Origin of the sequence: Pectobacterium carotovorum (assembly GCA_016415585.1) — a bacterium.
GTDB classification, from domain to species: domain Bacteria; phylum Pseudomonadota; class Gammaproteobacteria; order Enterobacterales; family Enterobacteriaceae; genus Pectobacterium; species Pectobacterium carotovorum_K.
In genome coordinates this window covers 4,202,033-4,219,157 of the sequence record CP066552.1, presented here as the reverse complement: position 1 = coordinate 4,219,157, position 17,125 = coordinate 4,202,033, and the positions used below count along the sequence as shown (strand labels likewise).

At 50.6% G+C, this 17,125-nt stretch carries 20 protein-coding genes; 16 read left to right on the top strand and 4 right to left on the bottom strand.

The window, feature by feature from the left end:
- Positions 1-98: 98 nt before the first annotated feature.
- Complete coding sequence (locus JFY74_18840) at positions 99-1,592, bottom strand: PLP-dependent aminotransferase family protein (protein QQG28086.1); 1,494 nt, start codon at positions 1,590-1,592, stop codon at positions 99-101.
- A 103-nt stretch (positions 1,593-1,695) separates the two neighbouring features.
- Here JFY74_18840 and JFY74_18835 point away from each other — a divergent pair, with 103 nt between their 5' ends.
- Positions 1,696-2,508 (top strand): YggS family pyridoxal phosphate-dependent enzyme, encoded by an 813-nt coding sequence (locus JFY74_18835; GenBank protein ID QQG28085.1) that lies wholly within the window; start codon positions 1,696-1,698, stop codon positions 2,506-2,508.
- A gap of 32 nt (positions 2,509-2,540) precedes the next feature.
- Positions 2,541-3,812 (top strand): serine hydroxymethyltransferase, encoded by a 1,272-nt coding sequence (locus JFY74_18830; protein QQG28084.1) that lies wholly within the window; start codon positions 2,541-2,543, stop codon positions 3,810-3,812.
- A 70-nt stretch (positions 3,813-3,882) separates the two neighbouring features.
- On the opposite strand, the gene pmrB is transcribed toward JFY74_18830, so the two are convergent.
- The 3 genes from pmrB to eptA are packed head-to-tail and all read right to left on the bottom strand — an operon-like array spanning position 3,883 to position 7,285.
- Positions 3,883-4,977 (bottom strand): two-component system sensor histidine kinase PmrB, encoded by a 1,095-nt coding sequence (pmrB, locus tag JFY74_18825; GenBank protein QQG28083.1) that lies wholly within the window; start codon positions 4,975-4,977, stop codon positions 3,883-3,885.
- Positions 4,974-5,642, bottom strand: coding sequence for a two-component system response regulator PmrA (gene pmrA / locus JFY74_18820; GenBank protein QQG28082.1), 669 nt, complete (start codon positions 5,640-5,642; stop codon positions 4,974-4,976). The genes pmrB and pmrA overlap by 4 nt, the downstream gene beginning before the upstream one ends.
- Complete coding sequence (gene eptA, locus JFY74_18815; GenBank protein ID QQG28081.1) at positions 5,639-7,285, bottom strand: phosphoethanolamine transferase EptA; 1,647 nt, start codon at positions 7,283-7,285, stop codon at positions 5,639-5,641. The genes pmrA and eptA overlap by 4 nt, the downstream gene beginning before the upstream one ends.
- A 370-nt stretch (positions 7,286-7,655) precedes the next feature.
- Here eptA and JFY74_18810 point away from each other — a divergent pair, with 370 nt between their 5' ends.
- The 14 genes from JFY74_18810 to rplW all read left to right on the top strand — a co-directional run bounded on the left by JFY74_18810 (position 7,656) and on the right by rplW (position 17,116).
- Positions 7,656-8,378, top strand: a complete 723-nt coding sequence (locus JFY74_18810) for a transcriptional regulator (protein QQG28080.1) — start codon at positions 7,656-7,658, stop codon at positions 8,376-8,378.
- Positions 8,378-8,767: a sulfurtransferase complex subunit TusD gene (tusD, locus tag JFY74_18805; protein ID QQG28079.1), complete on the top strand. Its 390-nt coding sequence runs from the start codon at positions 8,378-8,380 to the stop codon at positions 8,765-8,767. The genes JFY74_18810 and tusD overlap by 1 nt, the downstream gene beginning before the upstream one ends.
- A gap of 9 nt (positions 8,768-8,776) precedes the next feature.
- Entirely contained in the window at positions 8,777-9,136 is a 360-nt protein-coding gene (gene tusC / locus JFY74_18800; GenBank protein QQG28078.1) for a sulfurtransferase complex subunit TusC, read from the top strand.
- Positions 9,137-9,153: 17 nt separating this feature from the next.
- On the top strand, positions 9,154-9,441 hold the full coding sequence (tusB, locus tag JFY74_18795; GenBank protein QQG28077.1) for a sulfurtransferase complex subunit TusB: 288 nt from the start codon (positions 9,154-9,156) through the stop codon (positions 9,439-9,441).
- Between the two features lie 131 nt (positions 9,442-9,572).
- On the top strand, positions 9,573-9,947 hold the full coding sequence (gene rpsL / locus JFY74_18790; GenBank protein ID QQG28076.1) for a 30S ribosomal protein S12: 375 nt from the start codon (positions 9,573-9,575) through the stop codon (positions 9,945-9,947).
- 96 nt (positions 9,948-10,043) lie between these two features.
- On the top strand, positions 10,044-10,514 hold the full coding sequence (gene rpsG / locus JFY74_18785; protein QQG28075.1) for a 30S ribosomal protein S7: 471 nt from the start codon (positions 10,044-10,046) through the stop codon (positions 10,512-10,514).
- A 96-nt stretch (positions 10,515-10,610) separates the two neighbouring features.
- Entirely contained in the window at positions 10,611-12,725 is a 2,115-nt protein-coding gene (gene fusA / locus JFY74_18780; GenBank protein ID QQG28074.1) for an elongation factor G, read from the top strand.
- A 69-nt stretch (positions 12,726-12,794) separates the two neighbouring features.
- Entirely contained in the window at positions 12,795-13,979 is a 1,185-nt protein-coding gene (tuf, locus tag JFY74_18775; protein ID QQG28073.1) for an elongation factor Tu, read from the top strand.
- 203 nt (positions 13,980-14,182) lie between these two features.
- Positions 14,183-14,377: a bacterioferritin-associated ferredoxin gene (bfd, locus tag JFY74_18770; GenBank protein QQG30583.1), complete on the top strand. Its 195-nt coding sequence runs from the start codon at positions 14,183-14,185 to the stop codon at positions 14,375-14,377.
- 72 nt (positions 14,378-14,449) lie between these two features.
- Positions 14,450-14,923: a bacterioferritin gene (bfr, locus tag JFY74_18765; GenBank protein ID QQG28072.1), complete on the top strand. Its 474-nt coding sequence runs from the start codon at positions 14,450-14,452 to the stop codon at positions 14,921-14,923.
- Between the two features lie 304 nt (positions 14,924-15,227).
- On the top strand, positions 15,228-15,539 hold the full coding sequence (gene rpsJ / locus JFY74_18760) for a 30S ribosomal protein S10 (protein QQG28071.1): 312 nt from the start codon (positions 15,228-15,230) through the stop codon (positions 15,537-15,539).
- Positions 15,540-15,571: 32 nt separating this feature from the next.
- A complete protein-coding gene (gene rplC, locus JFY74_18755) occupies positions 15,572-16,201 on the top strand; it encodes a 50S ribosomal protein L3 (GenBank protein ID QQG28070.1) in 630 nt (209 codons plus the stop codon).
- 10 nt (positions 16,202-16,211) lie between these two features.
- Positions 16,212-16,817, top strand: a complete 606-nt coding sequence (gene rplD / locus JFY74_18750; protein QQG28069.1) for a 50S ribosomal protein L4 — start codon at positions 16,212-16,214, stop codon at positions 16,815-16,817.
- Entirely contained in the window at positions 16,814-17,116 is a 303-nt protein-coding gene (gene rplW / locus JFY74_18745; protein ID QQG28068.1) for a 50S ribosomal protein L23, read from the top strand. The genes rplD and rplW overlap by 4 nt, the downstream gene beginning before the upstream one ends.
- Positions 17,117-17,125: the final 9 nt, after the last annotated feature.

Genomic DNA, 17,125 nt, shown 5'->3' with positions numbered 1-17,125 from the left:
CTGCGGTTTTTTTTGTTTCACCATCACTTCCCTGCAATTGAATCCCTTTCCCGTTAACTGTGACGGCCTATCTGTCATCCACCACCTGCTACCCATCATCAGCACAGCGCGCGTAGTACCTTCGCCAATGTCTTGACCGCAGCTTCCAGTTCATGCGGTGCGTGGGCGGCAAATCCCATGAGGAAACCAGCTTTATGCTGGCCCGATGCATACAGCGCTGTCAGCCCGAGCAGATCGATACCGGCCCGACGCGCGGATTCCACCGCGTTGTGCTCAGGGATGTCACGGATAAAGATACAGGGCATCTGCATGCCTCCGGTTGGCACTCGTGGCTCCACGAAGTCCGTCAGATGCTGACGCACCAGCCGTGCCAGCACATCGCGGCGTTCGGCATAAACGGTACGCATCGTGCGTACGTGGGCACCGAAGTGGCCTCCTTCGATAAAACGTGCCAACGTGAGCTGTGGAATGGGTGCGCTGTGTCCATCCATCAGCGTACGGGCCACGGTCATTGGGGCAACCAGCTGTGGCGGCAGTACCATGTAGCCGATACGCAGGCCGGGAAACAGCGATTTGGTGAAGGTGCCGATATAGATCGTTCGATCGTGCGGGTCGAGCCCCTGCACGCAGGCAGTAGGTTTGCCTGCATAGTGGAACTCGCTGTCGTAGTCGTCTTCAATAATCCAGCTCTGTTGTTGCCAGGCCCATTCAATCACGGCCAGCCGTCGATCCAACGTCAGCGTCGCGCCGGTTGGGAACTGGTGTGAGGGTGTCAGGAATACAGCTTTAGCGGGCACACTGTGTGCGTTGCTTGTCTCAAGCAGGTGATCAATCTGCAAACCATCGGCATCTAATGGAATCGGTACACAGGCAAGTCCGGCGGCTTCGAATGCCTTGCGGGCACCGTGGTATACGGGATCTTCAAGGAAGATCGGGTCGCCAGCATCCAACAATACGGTCGCACACAGGGTGAGCGCTTGCTGGGAACTGGTCAGCACCAGTACGCGATCGGGCGTAGCACGGGCTCCCCGTTCGAGATTGACATAATCTGCGATGGCACGTCTCAGCACTTCCATGCCCTGTGGCGGGCTATGTAGCAGCGCCCGCGTGCCATATTCTTTTAGCACCTGTCGTTCTAGCCGTTCCCATATCTGGAGGGGAAAGCTGCGGGTTTCCGGCACGCCGGGCGCGAACGCACGCGGTATGATGAAATCGCGAACTCCACCATTCTGGAACATAGCGCTGCCGCGTTGACTGAGGTGCAGTTCTGCTTTGCTATCTCCCGTTTTTCGGGCTTTGCCACGTCCCGGCAGACGTTTTGCCCGCGCTGACACGAAACTGCCGCTGCCGACGCGACGTTCGATAAATCCTTCTGCATGAAGCTGGCTGTAAGCCGATTCGACCGTATCACGTGAAACCCCGAGTGATGTAGCCAGCGCGCGCGAGGCGGGTAGGGGCTTGCCCACGTCGAGAACGCCATCGAGGATTAACTGGCGAATCGCTCGCTGGATACGAGCGTGTAAGGGTAAAGCACCGTGCGCGGGGTCGCCAATCCAGGCTTTGACCGATTCAAGCTGGGCGTGTTTGAACAATTGGTCTGCCTCTTATCAAGAAAATGGTGGGGAACATCCGGCTATTTTAAATCTATAAATACGTTTCACAATCCATTCATCTTCTTCATCAGGAGTTAAGCTGATGCCGATACCTTCCGATACACCCACTCGCCACGATAGCCACGGTTGCTATCCCGAAGCCGCCACGGTTGAGGATTTCCAACTTAATCTGGCGGCGGTACAGGTGCGCATCGCAGCAGCTTGTCAGCGCGCTGGTCGCGATCCTGCCACCGTACGACTGCTGCCTGTCAGCAAGACCAAGCCCGAAAGTCGCCTACGCATGGCCCATGCGGCAGGTTGTCGGATATTGGGCGAAAACAAGGTGCAGGAGGCGTTTCGTAAATGGGAAACCATGCAGGATTTAACCGATTTACAGTGGTCGGTCATTGGTCATCTGCAAACCAACAAGGCTAAGCTGGTGGCACGCTTTGCTACCGAATTTCAAGCGTTGGACAGCCTGCGACTGGCTGAAGCGCTGGATCGTCGCTTGCAGATTGAAGGACGTTCGCTGGATGTATTCGTGCAGGTTAATACCTCTGGTGAGGCCAGTAAGTACGGCCTGTCTCCTGAAAACGTATCCGCTTTTATTCAGGCTCTTCCCGCATTCCCTACGCTACGTGTGCGTGGGCTTATGACGCTGGCGTTGTTCTCCAGCGAGGCTGAACGCGTGCGCCAGTGTTTCATCCGACTACGTAACCTACGCGATAAATTGCAGCAAAACGCCCCTGTTGGTATTGGGCTGGATGAATTATCTATGGGGATGTCTGGCGATTTTGAAATAGCCATTGAGGAAGGTGCCACCGTTGTACGCGTCGGTCAGGCGATCTTTGGCGCACGGCCTCTGCTGGATAGCTACTACTGGCCTGATAGCTCCATTACAGAATCACATTGTTAAGAACCCCATGATTAACGCATAGGACGATGCCCATGTATGACACCTCTTTGACTCTCACGGATTTTGACCCCGAGTTGGCCGATGCCATCCTGTATGAAGAACACCGTCAGGAAACCCATATTGAACTTATCGCTTCAGAGAACTATGCCAGTCCGCTGGTGATGGCGATCCAGAATTCCGTGTTCACCAACAAATATGCAGAAGGTTACCCCGGCAAGCGCTACTACAGCGGCTGCGAGTATGTAGACGTAGCCGAACGTCTGGCTATCGATCGAGCTAAAGTGCTGTTTGACTGCGATTATGCCAACGTCCAGCCTCATGCCGGTGCTCAGGCTAATGCGGCCGTGTTTCTGGCATTGACTAACCCGGGTGATACCGTGATGGGCATGAATCTCGCTCAAGGCGGGCATTTGACTCACGGTAACCCATCCAACTTTTCTGGTCGCCACTATAAGATCGTACCTTATGGGCTTGATTCTGAAACAGGGTTGATCGACTACGACGAAATGGAACGTATTGCCTTGGAAACCCGGCCAAAAATGCTTATTGGAGGGTTCTCTGCCTATTCACGCCACAAGGATTGGGCGCGGATGCGCGCGATTGCTGACAAGGTGGGCGCGATCTTTTGGGTGGATATGGCGCATGTTGCTGGTTTAGTCGCCGCAGGTGAATACCCGAATCCGCTTCCTCACGCACATGTCGTAACGAGTACAACCCATAAAACCCTACGTGGCCCGCGTGGTGGGATTATTTTAGCAAAAGGGCAGAGCGAGGATTTCTACAAAAAGCTCAATTCCGCCGTGTTCCCTGGTATTCAGGGCGGCCCGTTGATGCATGTTATCGCTGCTAAAGCCGTGGCATTCAAGGAGGCATTACGTCCTGAATTCACGGTGTACCAGCGTCAGGTTGTGGCCAACGCCCGGGCCATGGCTCATGTTCTCCAGCAGCGCGGTTACAAGATCGTCTCTGGTGGCACCGACAACCACTTGCTGCTGATCGACCTGTCCGACAAGCCGTATACCGGTAAGGATGCCGATGCTGCGCTGAGCGATGCTTACATCACTGCAAATAAGAATTCGGTGCCTAACGACCCACGTTCGCCTTTTGTTACCTCGGGCCTGCGTATTGGTACGCCAGCCGTGACGACGCGCGGTTTCGGTGTAGCGGAGTGTGAGCAATTGGCGGGGTGGCTCTGTGACGTGCTGGATGGGCTTGGCGCGGGTGATGAAGCGTTAACGGCAATACGCGATCGGGTACGCCAGCAAGTGGTGACGTTGTGCGGCCGCTATCCTGTATACCGGTAGGGCACTCGAGGCTGAGCACAGGGAGGTGTTCCGTCTCTATATTGCTGAGTAGACCCACTATTATTGCTCTTCAGGCCTCATCCGGGGATTCGTCAGGGGCGGTGAGTACCACGCGAGCGAGGGCGCCGGAACGTTGTGGCCGGTTGCAGAGGAAAAATTTTCCATCGTGTAACTGAGCAATGCGTGTCACGATACTTAGCCCGAGGCCGATACCGCCATAGCGGCTATCCATACGAACAAACGCCTTACTCAATTCACCGACTTTGCTTTCATCAATACCCGATCCTTCATCCTCAACCTGGAGTTCAATATGTGGCAGCTTGCTCAGGCTCACGGTGATCTGACTTGCTTCTGGGCTATAGCGATAGGCGTTTTCTACCAGATTGCGTAGCAGTAGTTGGAGCAACGTCGCATCGCCGCGCAGAGTGATATCTTCTGGTGGCAATACCCATTTCAGCGTCTGCTGACGCTTTTGCAGCATCTCGGCCAGTTCATCCTGCATAGGAAAAATGACGTCTTGCAGGAACGCGACATTCTGGTGGTGGCCCGCCGAAAACTCCTGTCCGACACGGGCAAGCAGCAAAAGCTGCTCTACCGTCTTCACCATTTTATCGATACGTTTGATGAGCGAACTGCAATCAATCTGATGTTGCTGCTGGTGTAGTTCAAGGTGCAGACGAATTCCGGCTAGCGGGGTTCGTAACTCATGCGCGACATCCGCAGTAAATTGCCTGTCGCGTTTCAACGTTTCGTCCAGACGCTGAAAAAGCTGGTTGATGGTATGCGTGACCGCCGCAACCTCTTTTATGTCACTCTGCTGCGGCAGCGGTTCCAGGTTTTCTGCCGTGCGATCTTGTAATTCTTCCTGTAGGCGGGAAAGCGGGCGTGTGATCCAACTGACCGCCTGAAAGCACATGAGCAACGTCAGGATGACCATTACCAGACTTGGAATACTGAGCGAGGCGATCGCCTCATTGATCTCTTGATCGATCTGCATGTTCTGGGCGCTGGCGCTCAGGGATTTATCAACCAGCAGGCCAATCTGTTCTTCGCTTTCGTGCCAAAGCCAGAATACGCTAATCATCTGGCAGACGAGCAGGATGCCGCCTAGAGCCAGCACCAAACGACGACGCATGCTAGTGACGGCGTCGGTATCGCCCTTCATGGTTGTTCACCTTTAGTCAGCAGATAGCCAAAGCCTCGCAGGGTTCGGATGCGATCTTTCCCTATCTTGTGCCGCAGATTGTGGATATGCACTTCCAGCGAGTTGGAAGACGGATCATCGTTCCAGGCGTAAATATCCTGATGCAGAACCTCGCGATGTACCTGGGAACCGGCTTTCAACACCAGACGGGACAGGATCGCAAACTCTTTTGGCGTCAGCACCACCGGCTTGTCATCCAGCAACACCTGTTGATTGTTTAAATCCAGCGTAATGTTGTCGACCTGTATTGTGCTGTTGCTTGAACCCTGATTGCGGCGAATTAGCGCGCGTACGCGCGCTTGTAATTCCGTCAGAGCGAAAGGCTTGGCAAGGTAATCGTCTGCGCCGACATCCAGCCCGCTGACGCGATCATTTACCTTATCCCGCGCGGTTAAGATGAGCACGGGATGCTGGTAATGATTCTTACGCCAGCGTGACAGCAAGGTGAGTCCATCTTCATCTGGTAGGCCAAGATCGAGAATAACCAGACTGTAATGTGCGCTGCTGATGAGCGCGTCCGCTTCTTTGGCCGTGCCTGCGCAATCGCAGGCATAACCTTCATGACTCAACGCCAATAATAATCCTTCCTGCAACAGTTTATCGTCTTCAACAATCAATAATTTCATGTTGCCTTATCCCTGCACGGCTGAAGGATATCGAGCTGAGGCTGATATTCTTTCGTGGCGATAGTAAACATCCCCAGTATGGTATGGAAAAGATTATCTTGCGAGTAATCCAGCTGTTTCGCGTTCTGGCGCAGGCAGGTGTCCTGAATGGCGTGTTGTTGCTGATAACCCGTTGATAACCACATCAACATCGGGACGTGCGTTTGCTGCTTCGGCGCAATAGAGTAGGGCATGCTATGCAGGTAGATGCCGTTTTCCCCTAACGATTCGCCGTGGTCAGACAGGTAAACCAGTGACGTATTAAATTTATCCTGATGCTGTTTTAGTACATTGATCGTTTTATCCAGAACAAAATCGACATACAGGATCGTGTTGTCATACGTATTGGTCAGCGCTTCCTGCGTACAAGTTTGAATCTGATTGGTATCACACGTTGGGGGAAATTTCTTAAAGGCGTCAGGATAGCGCTGGTAATAGCTCGGGCCGTGGCTGCCTATCGTATGTAATACGATAATGCCGTCGTTATCGAGCTTATTAATATAGTCTTCGACGCCGTGGAATAACGCTTCATCGTGGCATTCGCCGTTGGTGCATAGTCCTGGCAGTTTCAGCGATGTCACATCAACCGTTGGCACACGTGTACAGGCATCTTTGCAGCCGCCATCATTTTCCTGCCAGAGCACGTTAACTTTTGCCCGCTGTAATATATCCAGCAACCCTTCCTGATGGTTGGCTACGTCACCATTAAAGCTTTGGCGCGGCATGTTGGAAAACATGCAGGGAACGGAAACGCCCGTTGAGGTGCCACACGATGACGTGTTTTCAAAATAGATAACGTTGTCTTTCGCCAGCAGCGGATTGGTCTCTTTCCCGTAGCCTCCCAGCGAAAAGTTTTGCGCTCGCGAGGTTTCACCTACGACCAGAATAACCAGATTCTTTTTTGCCGTCGGGGAGGGTGGGGCCGCTTTGTGGGCATCCAGACCAATTTGGTCCAGAGGCAAATTAGCCAGAACGCTATGTTTATGGTACGACAAGCTGGCTGCTACAATATTGCTAGGCGTAATCGCTTTGACCAACTCTTTGTTATTACGCATGAACGAGGCGTAATCTTTATAAAAGAATGCTGCGACAGATAAAATGGCGAATAATGAAATAATGACGCTGAGAAAGCGCATGCCAATATAGAGCGTTGTCGGCTTGGCGGGCTTTATTTTTATCCAGACGGCGAGCGCCGCAGGAATGACGCCAATAAAGAATACCCAAGCGACAAGCTGCGGCGTAAGTAGTGAAAAGGATTCGCCAGCTGTTGTCTCCAGGATATTCTGGATCATGGTTCGGTCAATGATAATGCCGTAGTTCAGCATAAAGTATTGCGCGGCGGCACCAGTCAGCAGGAAAAGAACAATGACGGCCTTACGCAGATAAGGGACTGCCAGCAGTGTGAAAATAATATTCAGCACCGCGAAAATCACAACGGGCATGCTGAGAAAGAAAGGAATACTGACCCAGTCTGTCATATCCAGCAGTTGCAGCGTCTGACGATAGTAGGCGATGTTCTGAACCAGAGTAATAAAGGCAGAAAATATCAGCACGAAGGTGATGCTGCTCACGTGTGGTCTACCCATCGGTATTGGATTTTTCATACACGTCTCTCGTGATTTCCATTATGGAGAGGAAAGAAGACGCTGACTCTAGCGGGGTTAAATTAATACAACCTTAAGAGGTAGCCCGTTAAATTCAGGGACGCGAGTGTGGACATTTGCTAGACTATGCCCCTTGTCAATACAAAATAAATAGACCCGTCATACTTCAAGCTGCTTGTGCGTTGGCCGCTCTTACTCACCTCAGTCACTTACTGAGTAAGCTCCTGGGGATTTACGCAGTTGCCGCGTTACAAGGCCATAAATGGGTCTTGCCCTAAAGGGGCAACGCAGAGCGTTGTTCAAAACGCTAACGTTTTGTCACGCAGCTCGAATTATTTAGGGGATAATGACGTTGAGGGTGGTGTCTGCCATGTCTAATTCGCTTGTATCTGGCGAATCTTATGAGCTTGATTTGCTGGATGAACGTCCTTTCAGTCAAACGGACTATGAGATCCTGAAATCGTATGAAGCGGTGGTTGATGGCTTGGCCATGTTGATTGGCGAGCACTGTGAGATTGTGTTGCACTCGCTTGAGGATCTTAAATGTTCCGCCGTGCGTATTGCGAATGGGGAACATACTGGTAGGAAGATTGGCTCGCCGATTACAGATCTTGCATTGCGCATGCTGCATGACATGGCAGGTGAAGATAGCAGCGTGTCGAAAGCCTATTTTACCCGTGCAAAAAGCGGCGTGTTGATGAAGTCAGTGACGATTGCGATCCGTAATCGCGATCAGCGCGTGATTGGGCTGCTGTGTATCAACATGAATCTGGATGTGCCTTTCTCTCAGATCGTGCAGACCTTTATTCCACCTGAAACGAACGATGCCGCTTCTTCCGTTAACTTTGCGTCATCCGTTGATGATCTCGTGGCACAAACGCTGGAATTTTCGATTGAGGAAGTTAATGCGGATCGCAACGTCTCCAATAATGCGAAAAATCGCCAAATCGTACTGAGCCTGTATGAGAAAGGCATCTTTGATATTAAAGACGCCATCAACCAGGTCGCCGAACGCCTCAATATCTCCAAACACACGGTCTACCTTTATATCCGTCAATTCAAAAGCGGTGACTTCAGCGGGCACGAACGTTAATGCTGAGTTACTGTTTGCTGGTGACTGGCCCGGCTTATGGCACACAGCAGGCAAGCAGCGCGTTGCAGTTTGCACAGGTGCTGTTGGCTGAAGGGCACAGACTGAAAAGTGTGTTCTTCTATCGCGAGGGCGTGCTAAATGCCAACCAGCTAACGTCACCCGCTAATGATGAGTTTGATCTTGTACGCGCCTGGCAGAAGTTGGGTGAAATGCATCAGGTTGCGCTGAATGTCTGTGTCGCCGCTGCATTACGCAGAGGTGTGACCGATGCACAGCAAGCGACTCAGCTCAATCTTGCTGGCGCGAATCTGCAACCCGGCTTTGTTCTGAGCGGGCTGGGGGAGCTGGCGCAATCGGTGCTGACCTGCGATCGGGTTATTCAGTTTTAAGGTAGCGTTATGAAGCGAGTCGCATTTGTTTTTACGCATTCTCCACATGGGAGTGCTGCTGGGCGAGAGGGGCTGGATGCACTATTGGCTATGTCAGCACTGACGGAAGAGATTGGCGTATTTTTTGTTGGCGATGGCGTGCTTCAACTGCTGCCGCATCAACAGCCGGAAAAGATTTTGATGCGTAATTACATCGCAACGTTTGGTGTGCTGCCATTGTACGATATCGAATGTTGCTATCTGTGCGAGACTTCTGTGCGTCAGCGCGGGCTGAGTATAGAGACAGACTGGGTTTTGGATGTCGAACTATTAGCGCCGCAAGCATGGCGCAGTAAGCTGGCCGATTATCATTCCATCCTTTCATTCTAGCGACGGGTTTCCCCTTTATGCTGCATACGCTCTCACGTTCTCCTTATCACGTTGACTTGGATGCACTTCTGCTCGCTTTGGGTCAGGGTGATGCGTTGGTCTTATTGCAAGACGGTGTGATCGCTGCGCTAGCTGGTGGAGATATTATTCAGCGTCTCCTTGATTCAGCTGTTCTTCTCTACGCGCTCCAGCCTGATACGGCGGCAAGAGGAATGACTGAACAAATTTCAAACAATGTGACGCTCATTGACTATAATCAGTTTGTTCAACTGACAGTGGAACACCCGCAGCAACTCGCGTGGTAACGCCGAATTTTTGTATATTTCTTGACTCCTTCCACTGCCAGCCCTAAAATTCTGCGTCCTCATACTTTGCCTTGCGCAAACATGAGGCGATTTATTACGTGTTTACGAAGCAAAACCCAGGAGCTTTTTGAATGGCAACGATTAACCAGCTGGTACGCAAACCACGCTCCCTGAAGGCTGCTAAAAGCAACGTTCCGGCGCTGGAAGCATGCCCGCAGAAACGTGGCGTATGTACCCGTGTATATACTACCACCCCTAAAAAACCGAACTCCGCACTGCGTAAAGTATGTCGTGTTCGTTTAACTAACGGTTTTGAAGTTACCTCCTATATTGGTGGTGAAGGTCATAACCTGCAGGAGCACTCCGTGATCCTGATCCGTGGCGGTCGTGTTAAAGACCTGCCAGGTGTGCGTTACCACACCGTTCGTGGCGCGCTGGACTGCTCAGGTGTTAAAGACCGTAAGCAATCCCGTTCCAAATACGGCGTGAAGAAGCCAAAGGCTTAATGGTTCTCCGTTAAGTAAGGCCAAACGTTTTAACTTAAATGTCAAACTAAACTCGTAGAGTTTTGGACAATCCTGAATTAACAACGGAGTATTTCCATGCCACGTCGTCGCGTCATTGGTCAACGTAAAATTCTGCCGGATCCTAAGTTCGGATCAGAACTGTTGGCCAAATTTGTAAACATCCTGATGGTAGATGGTAAAAAATCTACTGCTGAAGCAATCGTCTATACCGCGCTGGAGACCCTGGCTCAGCGCTCTGGTAAAGATCATCTGGAAGCTTTTGAAGTAGCTCTGGACAACGTTCGCCCGACTGTCGAAGTTAAGTCGCGCCGCGTTGGTGGTTCTACTTATCAGGTACCAGTAGAAGTCCGTCCGGTTCGTCGTAATGCGTTGGCAATGCGTTGGATCGTAGAAGCTGCTCGTAAACGCGGTGATAAATCTATGGCTCTGCGCCTGGCGAACGAACTTTCTGATGCAGCAGAGAACAAAGGTACTGCTGTTAAGAAACGTGAAGACGTTCACCGTATGGCCGAAGCTAACAAGGCGTTCGCTCACTACCGTTGGTAATCCCTTCGTTGTAGTCATGCTAACCAAGCGGGCGCTAAAGATAGCCAACCCGCTTGGGTTAACTAAATTGAACGCCCTAGTAAACAGAGGATACAAATGGCTCGTACAACACCCATCGCACGCTACCGTAACATTGGTATCAGTGCGCACATCGACGCCGGTAAAACCACTACTACCGAACGTATTCTGTTCTACACTGGTGTAAACCATAAAATCGGTGAAGTTCATGACGGCGCAGCTACCATGGACTGGATGGAGCAGGAGCAGGAGCGTGGTATTACTATCACCTCCGCAGCGACTACTGCATTCTGGTCTGGTATGGCTAAGCAGTATGAACCGCATCGCGTAAACATCATCGACACCCCGGGACACGTTGACTTCACTATCGAAGTAGAACGTTCCATGCGTGTACTGGATGGTGCGGTAATGGTTTACTGCGCAGTTGGTGGTGTTCAGCCGCAGTCTGAAACCGTATGGCGTCAGGCAAACAAATATAAAGTTCCACGCATTGCGTTCGTTAACAAAATGGACCGCATGGGTGCGAATTTCCTGAAAGTTGTTGGTCAGATCAAATCCCGTCTGGGCGCGAACCCTGTTCCGCTGCAGCTGGCAATTGGTGCTGAAGAAGGTTTCACTGGTGTTGTTGACCTGGTGAAAATGAAAGCCATCAACTGGAACGATGCCGATCAGGGCGTGACCTTCGAATACGAAGAGATCCCAGCTGATATGCAGGATCTGGCTGAAGAATGGCACCAAAACCTGATCGAATCCGCAGCAGAAGCTTCTGAAGAGCTGATGGAGAAATACCTGGGTGGTGAAGAACTGACTGAAGAAGAGATCAAAAAAGCTCTGCGTCAGCGCGTTCTGAACAACGAAATCATCCTAGTAACCTGTGGTTCTGCATTTAAGAACAAAGGTGTTCAGGCGATGCTGGATGCGGTAGTTGACTACCTGCCATCCCCAGTTGACGTACCTGCAATCAATGGTCTTTTGGATGACGGTAAAGACACTCCAGCTGAGCGTCACGCAAGTGACGAAGAGCCATTTGCTGCACTGGCGTTCAAAATTGCTACCGACCCGTTTGTTGGTAACCTGACGTTCTTCCGCGTGTACTCTGGTGTAGTTAACTCCGGCGACACCGTACTGAACCCAGTTAAATCAGCACGTGAGCGTTTTGGTCGTATCGTTCAGATGCACGCTAACAAGCGTGAAGAGATCAAAGAAGTTCGTGCGGGCGATATCGCTGCTGCTATCGGTCTGAAAGATGTAACGACGGGTGACACTCTGTGTGATCCAGATAACGTCATCATTTTGGAACGTATGGAATTCCCTGAGCCGGTAATCTCCATCGCGGTAGAACCGAAAACCAAAGCTGACCAAGAAAAAATGGGTCTGGCATTGGGCCGTCTGGCTAAAGAAGACCCGTCTTTCCGCGTATGGACTGACGAAGAATCTAACCAGACTATCATCGCTGGTATGGGTGAATTGCACCTCGATATCATCGTTGACCGTATGAAGCGTGAATTCAACGTTGAAGCGAACGTGGGTAAACCACAGGTTGCTTATCGTGAAGCGATTCGTGCGAAAGTTACCGATATCGAAGGTAAACACGCCAAGCAGTCTGGTGGTCGTGGTCAGTATGGTCATGTTGTTATCGACATGTATCCGCTGGAGCCGGGCTCAAATCCGAAAGGTTACGAGTTCATCAACGACATCAAAGGTGGTGTAATTCCTGGCGAATACATCCCTGCCGTTGATAAAGGTATTCAGGAACAGCTGAAAGCGGGTCCGCTGGCTGGTTACCCAGTGGTTGATCTCGGCGTGCGTCTGCACTTCGGTTCTTTCCATGACGTTGACTCCTCTGAATTGGCGTTTAAACTGGCTGCTTCTATCGCCTTTAAAGATGGCTTTAAGAAAGCAAAACCTGTTCTGCTTGAGCCGATCATGAAGGTTGAAGTTGAAACGCCGGAAGAGAACACTGGTGACGTCATCGGTGACCTTAGCCGTCGTCGTGGTATGCTGCGTGGTCAGGAATCTAACGTTACTGGCGTTGTGATTCACGCTGAAGTTCCGTTGTCTGAAATGTTCGGATACGCAACTCAACTGCGTTCTCTGACCAAAGGCCGTGCTTCTTACTCCATGGAGTTCCTGAAGTACGATGATGCACCTAACAACGTTGCTCAGGCCGTAATTGAAGCCCGTGGTAAATAAACCTCAGGGTTAAAACAAAATCCCGTGCTCTCTCCATAGGGGGAGAGCATTTGAGTAAGGAATATCGCCGTGTCTAAAGAAAAATTTGAACGTACAAAACCCCACGTTAACGTCGGTACTATCGGCCACGTTGACCATGGTAAAACTACTCTGACCGCTGCAATCACTACCGTTCTGGCTAAAACCTACGGTGGTAACGCGCGTGCATTCGACCAGATCGATAACGCACCGGAAGAAAAAGCACGTGGTATCACCATCAACACCTCTCACGTTGAATACGATACCCCGTCTCGCCACTATGCGCACGTTGACTGCCCAGGACACGCCGACTATGTGAAAAACATGATCACCGGTGCTGCTCAGATGGACGGCGCGATCCTGGTTGTTGCTGCGACTGACGGCCCAATGCCTCAGACCCGTGAGCACATCCTGCTGGGTCGTCAGGTTGGCGTTCCTTTCATCATCGTGTTCCTGAACAAATGTGACATGGTTGATGATGAAGAGCTGCTGGAACTGGTTGAGATGGAAGTGCGTGAGCTGCTGTCTCAGTACGACTTCCCAGGCGACGACACCCCAGTGGTTCGTGGTTCTGCTCTGAAAGCGCTGGAAGGCGAAGCTGAGTGGGAAGCCAAAATCATCGAACTGGCAGGCTACCTGGATTCTTATATTCCAGAACCAGAGCGTGCGATTGACAAGCCGTTCCTGCTGCCAATCGAAGACGTATTCTCCATCTCCGGTCGTGGTACCGTTGTTACCGGTCGTGTAGAGCGCGGTATCGTTAAAGTGGGTGAAGAAGTTGAAATCGTAGGTATCAAAGATACTGCGAAATCTACCTGTACTGGCGTAGAAATGTTCCGCAAACTGCTGGACGAAGGTCGTGCAGGCGAGAACGTTGGTGTTCTGCTGCGTGGTATCAAGCGTGAAGAAATCGAGCGTGGTCAGGTACTGGCTAAGCCGGGTTCAATCAAGCCGCACACTCAGTTCGAATCAGAAGTGTATATCCTGAGCAAAGATGAAGGCGGCCGTCATACTCCGTTCTTCAAAGGCTACCGTCCTCAGTTCTACTTCCGTACGACTGACGTAACGGGCACCATCGAACTGCCAGAAGGCGTAGAGATGGTCATGCCGGGCGACAACATCAAAATGGTTGTTACCCTGATCCACCCAATCGCGATGGACGATGGTTTGCGTTTCGCAATCCGTGAAGGCGGCCGTACAGTAGGCGCGGGCGTTGTTGCTAAAGTTATCGCTTAATCGCTGATAAACTCAATGCATGAAAAAGGCACTCCGGTGCCTTTTTTACGTCTTAATGATTAAATGGAAATTGAAATAAAAATAATTCTTATTTAGAATAACTTCGTTGGTTAAAAAATCGCTAGGAGCGGTTTCAAATACCGTTTGCAGTGTCCCGAAAGGTAGCGTGAAAGACACTCGCGATAACAATGAGTCATTCTGGTATGTATGTTTGTTTGTGTAACGCAATTTCTGACAAAGTCATTCGTAATGCTGTTCGTCAGCACCAGCCTCAATCTATGCAACAATTACGCAAGCTCGTTCCTATTGGGACAGATTGTGGTAAGTGTATTCGCCAGGCGCGTGTCATTTTTGAGGAAGAGCAGGCTAAAATTCCTGATATGTATGAAGTAGCATAAAATGTAGGGTCGTTTTTTTGACTCTCTGCTTACCGGTTCTACACTTTAAGAACTGGAGCGGAGGAGCATGTCATGAAAGGCGATAAAAAAGTCATCACCCACCTGAATAAATTATTGGGCAACGAGCTGGTAGCCATTAACCAATATTTTCTTCATGCCCGAATGTTTAAAAACTGGGGCTTAACCCGTCTAAACGATCACGAATATCATGAGTCTATTGACGAAATGAAGCATGCTGATCGCTACATCGAACGAATCCTATTTCTTGAAGGCATCCCGAATCTACAGGATTTGGGTAAGTTAAATATTGGCGAGGATGTCGAAGAGATTTTACGTTCTGACCTTCAACTTGAATTGGATGGTGCAAAGAATTTGCGTGAGGCAATTGCCTATGCTGATTCGGTGCATGACTACGTCAGTAGGGATTTAATGATAGAAATTCTTGCCGATGAAGAAGGTCACATAGACTGGCTGGAAACAGAATTAGATTTGATTTCACGTCTTGGCATACAAAACTATCTTCAAGCTCAGCTAAAAGCTGAGTAACATAGCAGGTACGATGCTATGTATTGTTATCCCCAATCCGGCTGGAGTCGCACACATCGTCCGGCCGGATTTAAAATCATTTCATCCCGCTTGTTGCTTCCCCTGCCAATTTGCGTATAATGCGCGAGCTTACCGAAACTAGGTAAGCCTGATTCAATCCGAATCAGACGGTCAATATTCATTTATTGCCCAAAACAATACTCCCGATATGGGGGTTATGTGCTGACGATTACACTCCCCCATCAATCGAAATGGGTGTGAGGAGTAGTCATTTACGTTTATAAATAATTGGAGCTCTGGTCTCATGCAGAACCAAAGAATCCGTATCCGCCTGAAAGCGTTTGATCATCGTCTGATTGATCAATCAACTGCGGAAATCGTCGAGACTGCTAAGCGCACTGGTGCGCAAGTACGTGGTCCGATCCCGCTGCCGACCCGCAAAGAGCGCTTTACCGTTCTGATTTCTCCGCACGTCAATAAAGATGCGCGCGATCAGTACGAGATTCGCACTCACAAGCGTCTGGTTGACATCGTTGAGCCAACCGAGAAAACCGTTGATGCTCTGATGCGTCTGGATCTGGCTGCTGGTGTAGACGTGCAGATCAGCCTGGGTTAATCAGGTCATTGAGCGATTGAGAGGTTGAAACAATGATTGGTTTAGTCGGTAAAAAAGTGGGCATGACCCGTATCTTCACTGAAGATGGCGTATCTATCCCCGTAACCGTTATCGAAATTGAAGCAAACCGCGTAACTCAGGTTAAAGACCTGGCTAACGACGGTTACCGCGCTGTGCAAGTAACTACTGGTGCTAAAAAAGCAAACCGTGTTACCAAGCCAGAAGCAGGTCACTTTGCTAAAGCTGGCGTAGAAGCTGGCCGTACTCTGCGTGAATTCCGTCTTTCTGAAGGCGAAGAGTTCACTGTAGGTCAGAGCATCAGTGTCGAAATTTTCGCAGACGTTAAAAAAGTAGACGTTACTGGTACATCTAAAGGTAAAGGTTTTGCTGGCACAGTTAAGCGCTGGAATTTCCGTACTCAGGATGCTACTCACGGTAACTCCTTGTCCCACCGCGTTCCGGGTTCTATCGGTCAGAACCAGACTCCGGGCAAAGTGTTCAAAGGCAAGAAAATGGCAGGCCAGCTGGGTAACGAACGTGTAACCGTTCAGAGCCTGGACGTAGTGCGTGTTGACGCTGAGCGCAACCTGCTGCTGGTTAAAGGTGCTGTTCCGGGAGCTACCGGTAGCGACCTGATCGTTAAACCAGCTGTGAAGGCGTGAGGAGATAGCAATGGAATTAGTATTGAAAGACGCGCAAAGCGCGCTGACTGTTTCCGAAACTACCTTCGGTCGTGATTTCAACGAAGCGCTGGTACATCAGGTTGTTGTTGCTTATGCAGCAGGTGCCCGTCAAGGTACTCGCGCCCAGAAGACCCGTGCTGAAGTAACTGGTTCCGGTAAAAAACCTTGGCGTCAGAAAGGTACTGGCCGTGCGCGTTCTGGTTCTGTTAAGAGCCCGATCTGGCGTTCCGGTGGTGTGACCTTCGCTGCTAAGCCACAGGACCACAGTCAGAAAGTTAACAAAAAGATGTACCGCGGTGCGCTGAAAAGCATTCTGTCCGAACTGGTACGTCAAGATCGTCTGATCGTTGTCGAGACGTTCTCTGTAGAAGCACCTAAAACTAAGTTGCTGGCGCAGAAACTGAAAGATATGGCACTGGAAGACGTGTTGATCATCACCGGTGAACTGGATGAGAATCTGTTCCTGGCTGCGCGTAACCTGTACAAGGTTGACGTGCGTGATGCAGCAGGTATCGACCCAGTTAGCTTGATCGCCTTCGACAAAGTCGTTATGACTGCTGATGCAGTTAAGCAAGTTGAGGAGATGCTGGCATGATCCGTGAAGAACGTCTGCTGAAAGTACTGCGCGCGCCGCACGTATCTGAAAAAGCATCTACCGCGATGGAAAAAACTAACACCATCGTTCTCAAAGTTGCTAAAGACGCGACTAAAGCAGAGATTGTTGCTGCTGTAGAGAAACTGTTCGAAGTAGAAGTTAAAGACGTAAACACCCTGGTAGTTAAGGGTAAAGTTAAGCGTCACGGACAGCGTATTGGTCGTCGCAGCGACTGGAAAAAAGCTTACGTCACCCTGAAAGAAGGCCAGAATCTGGACTTCATCGGCGGCGCTGAGTAAGTCGGAGGA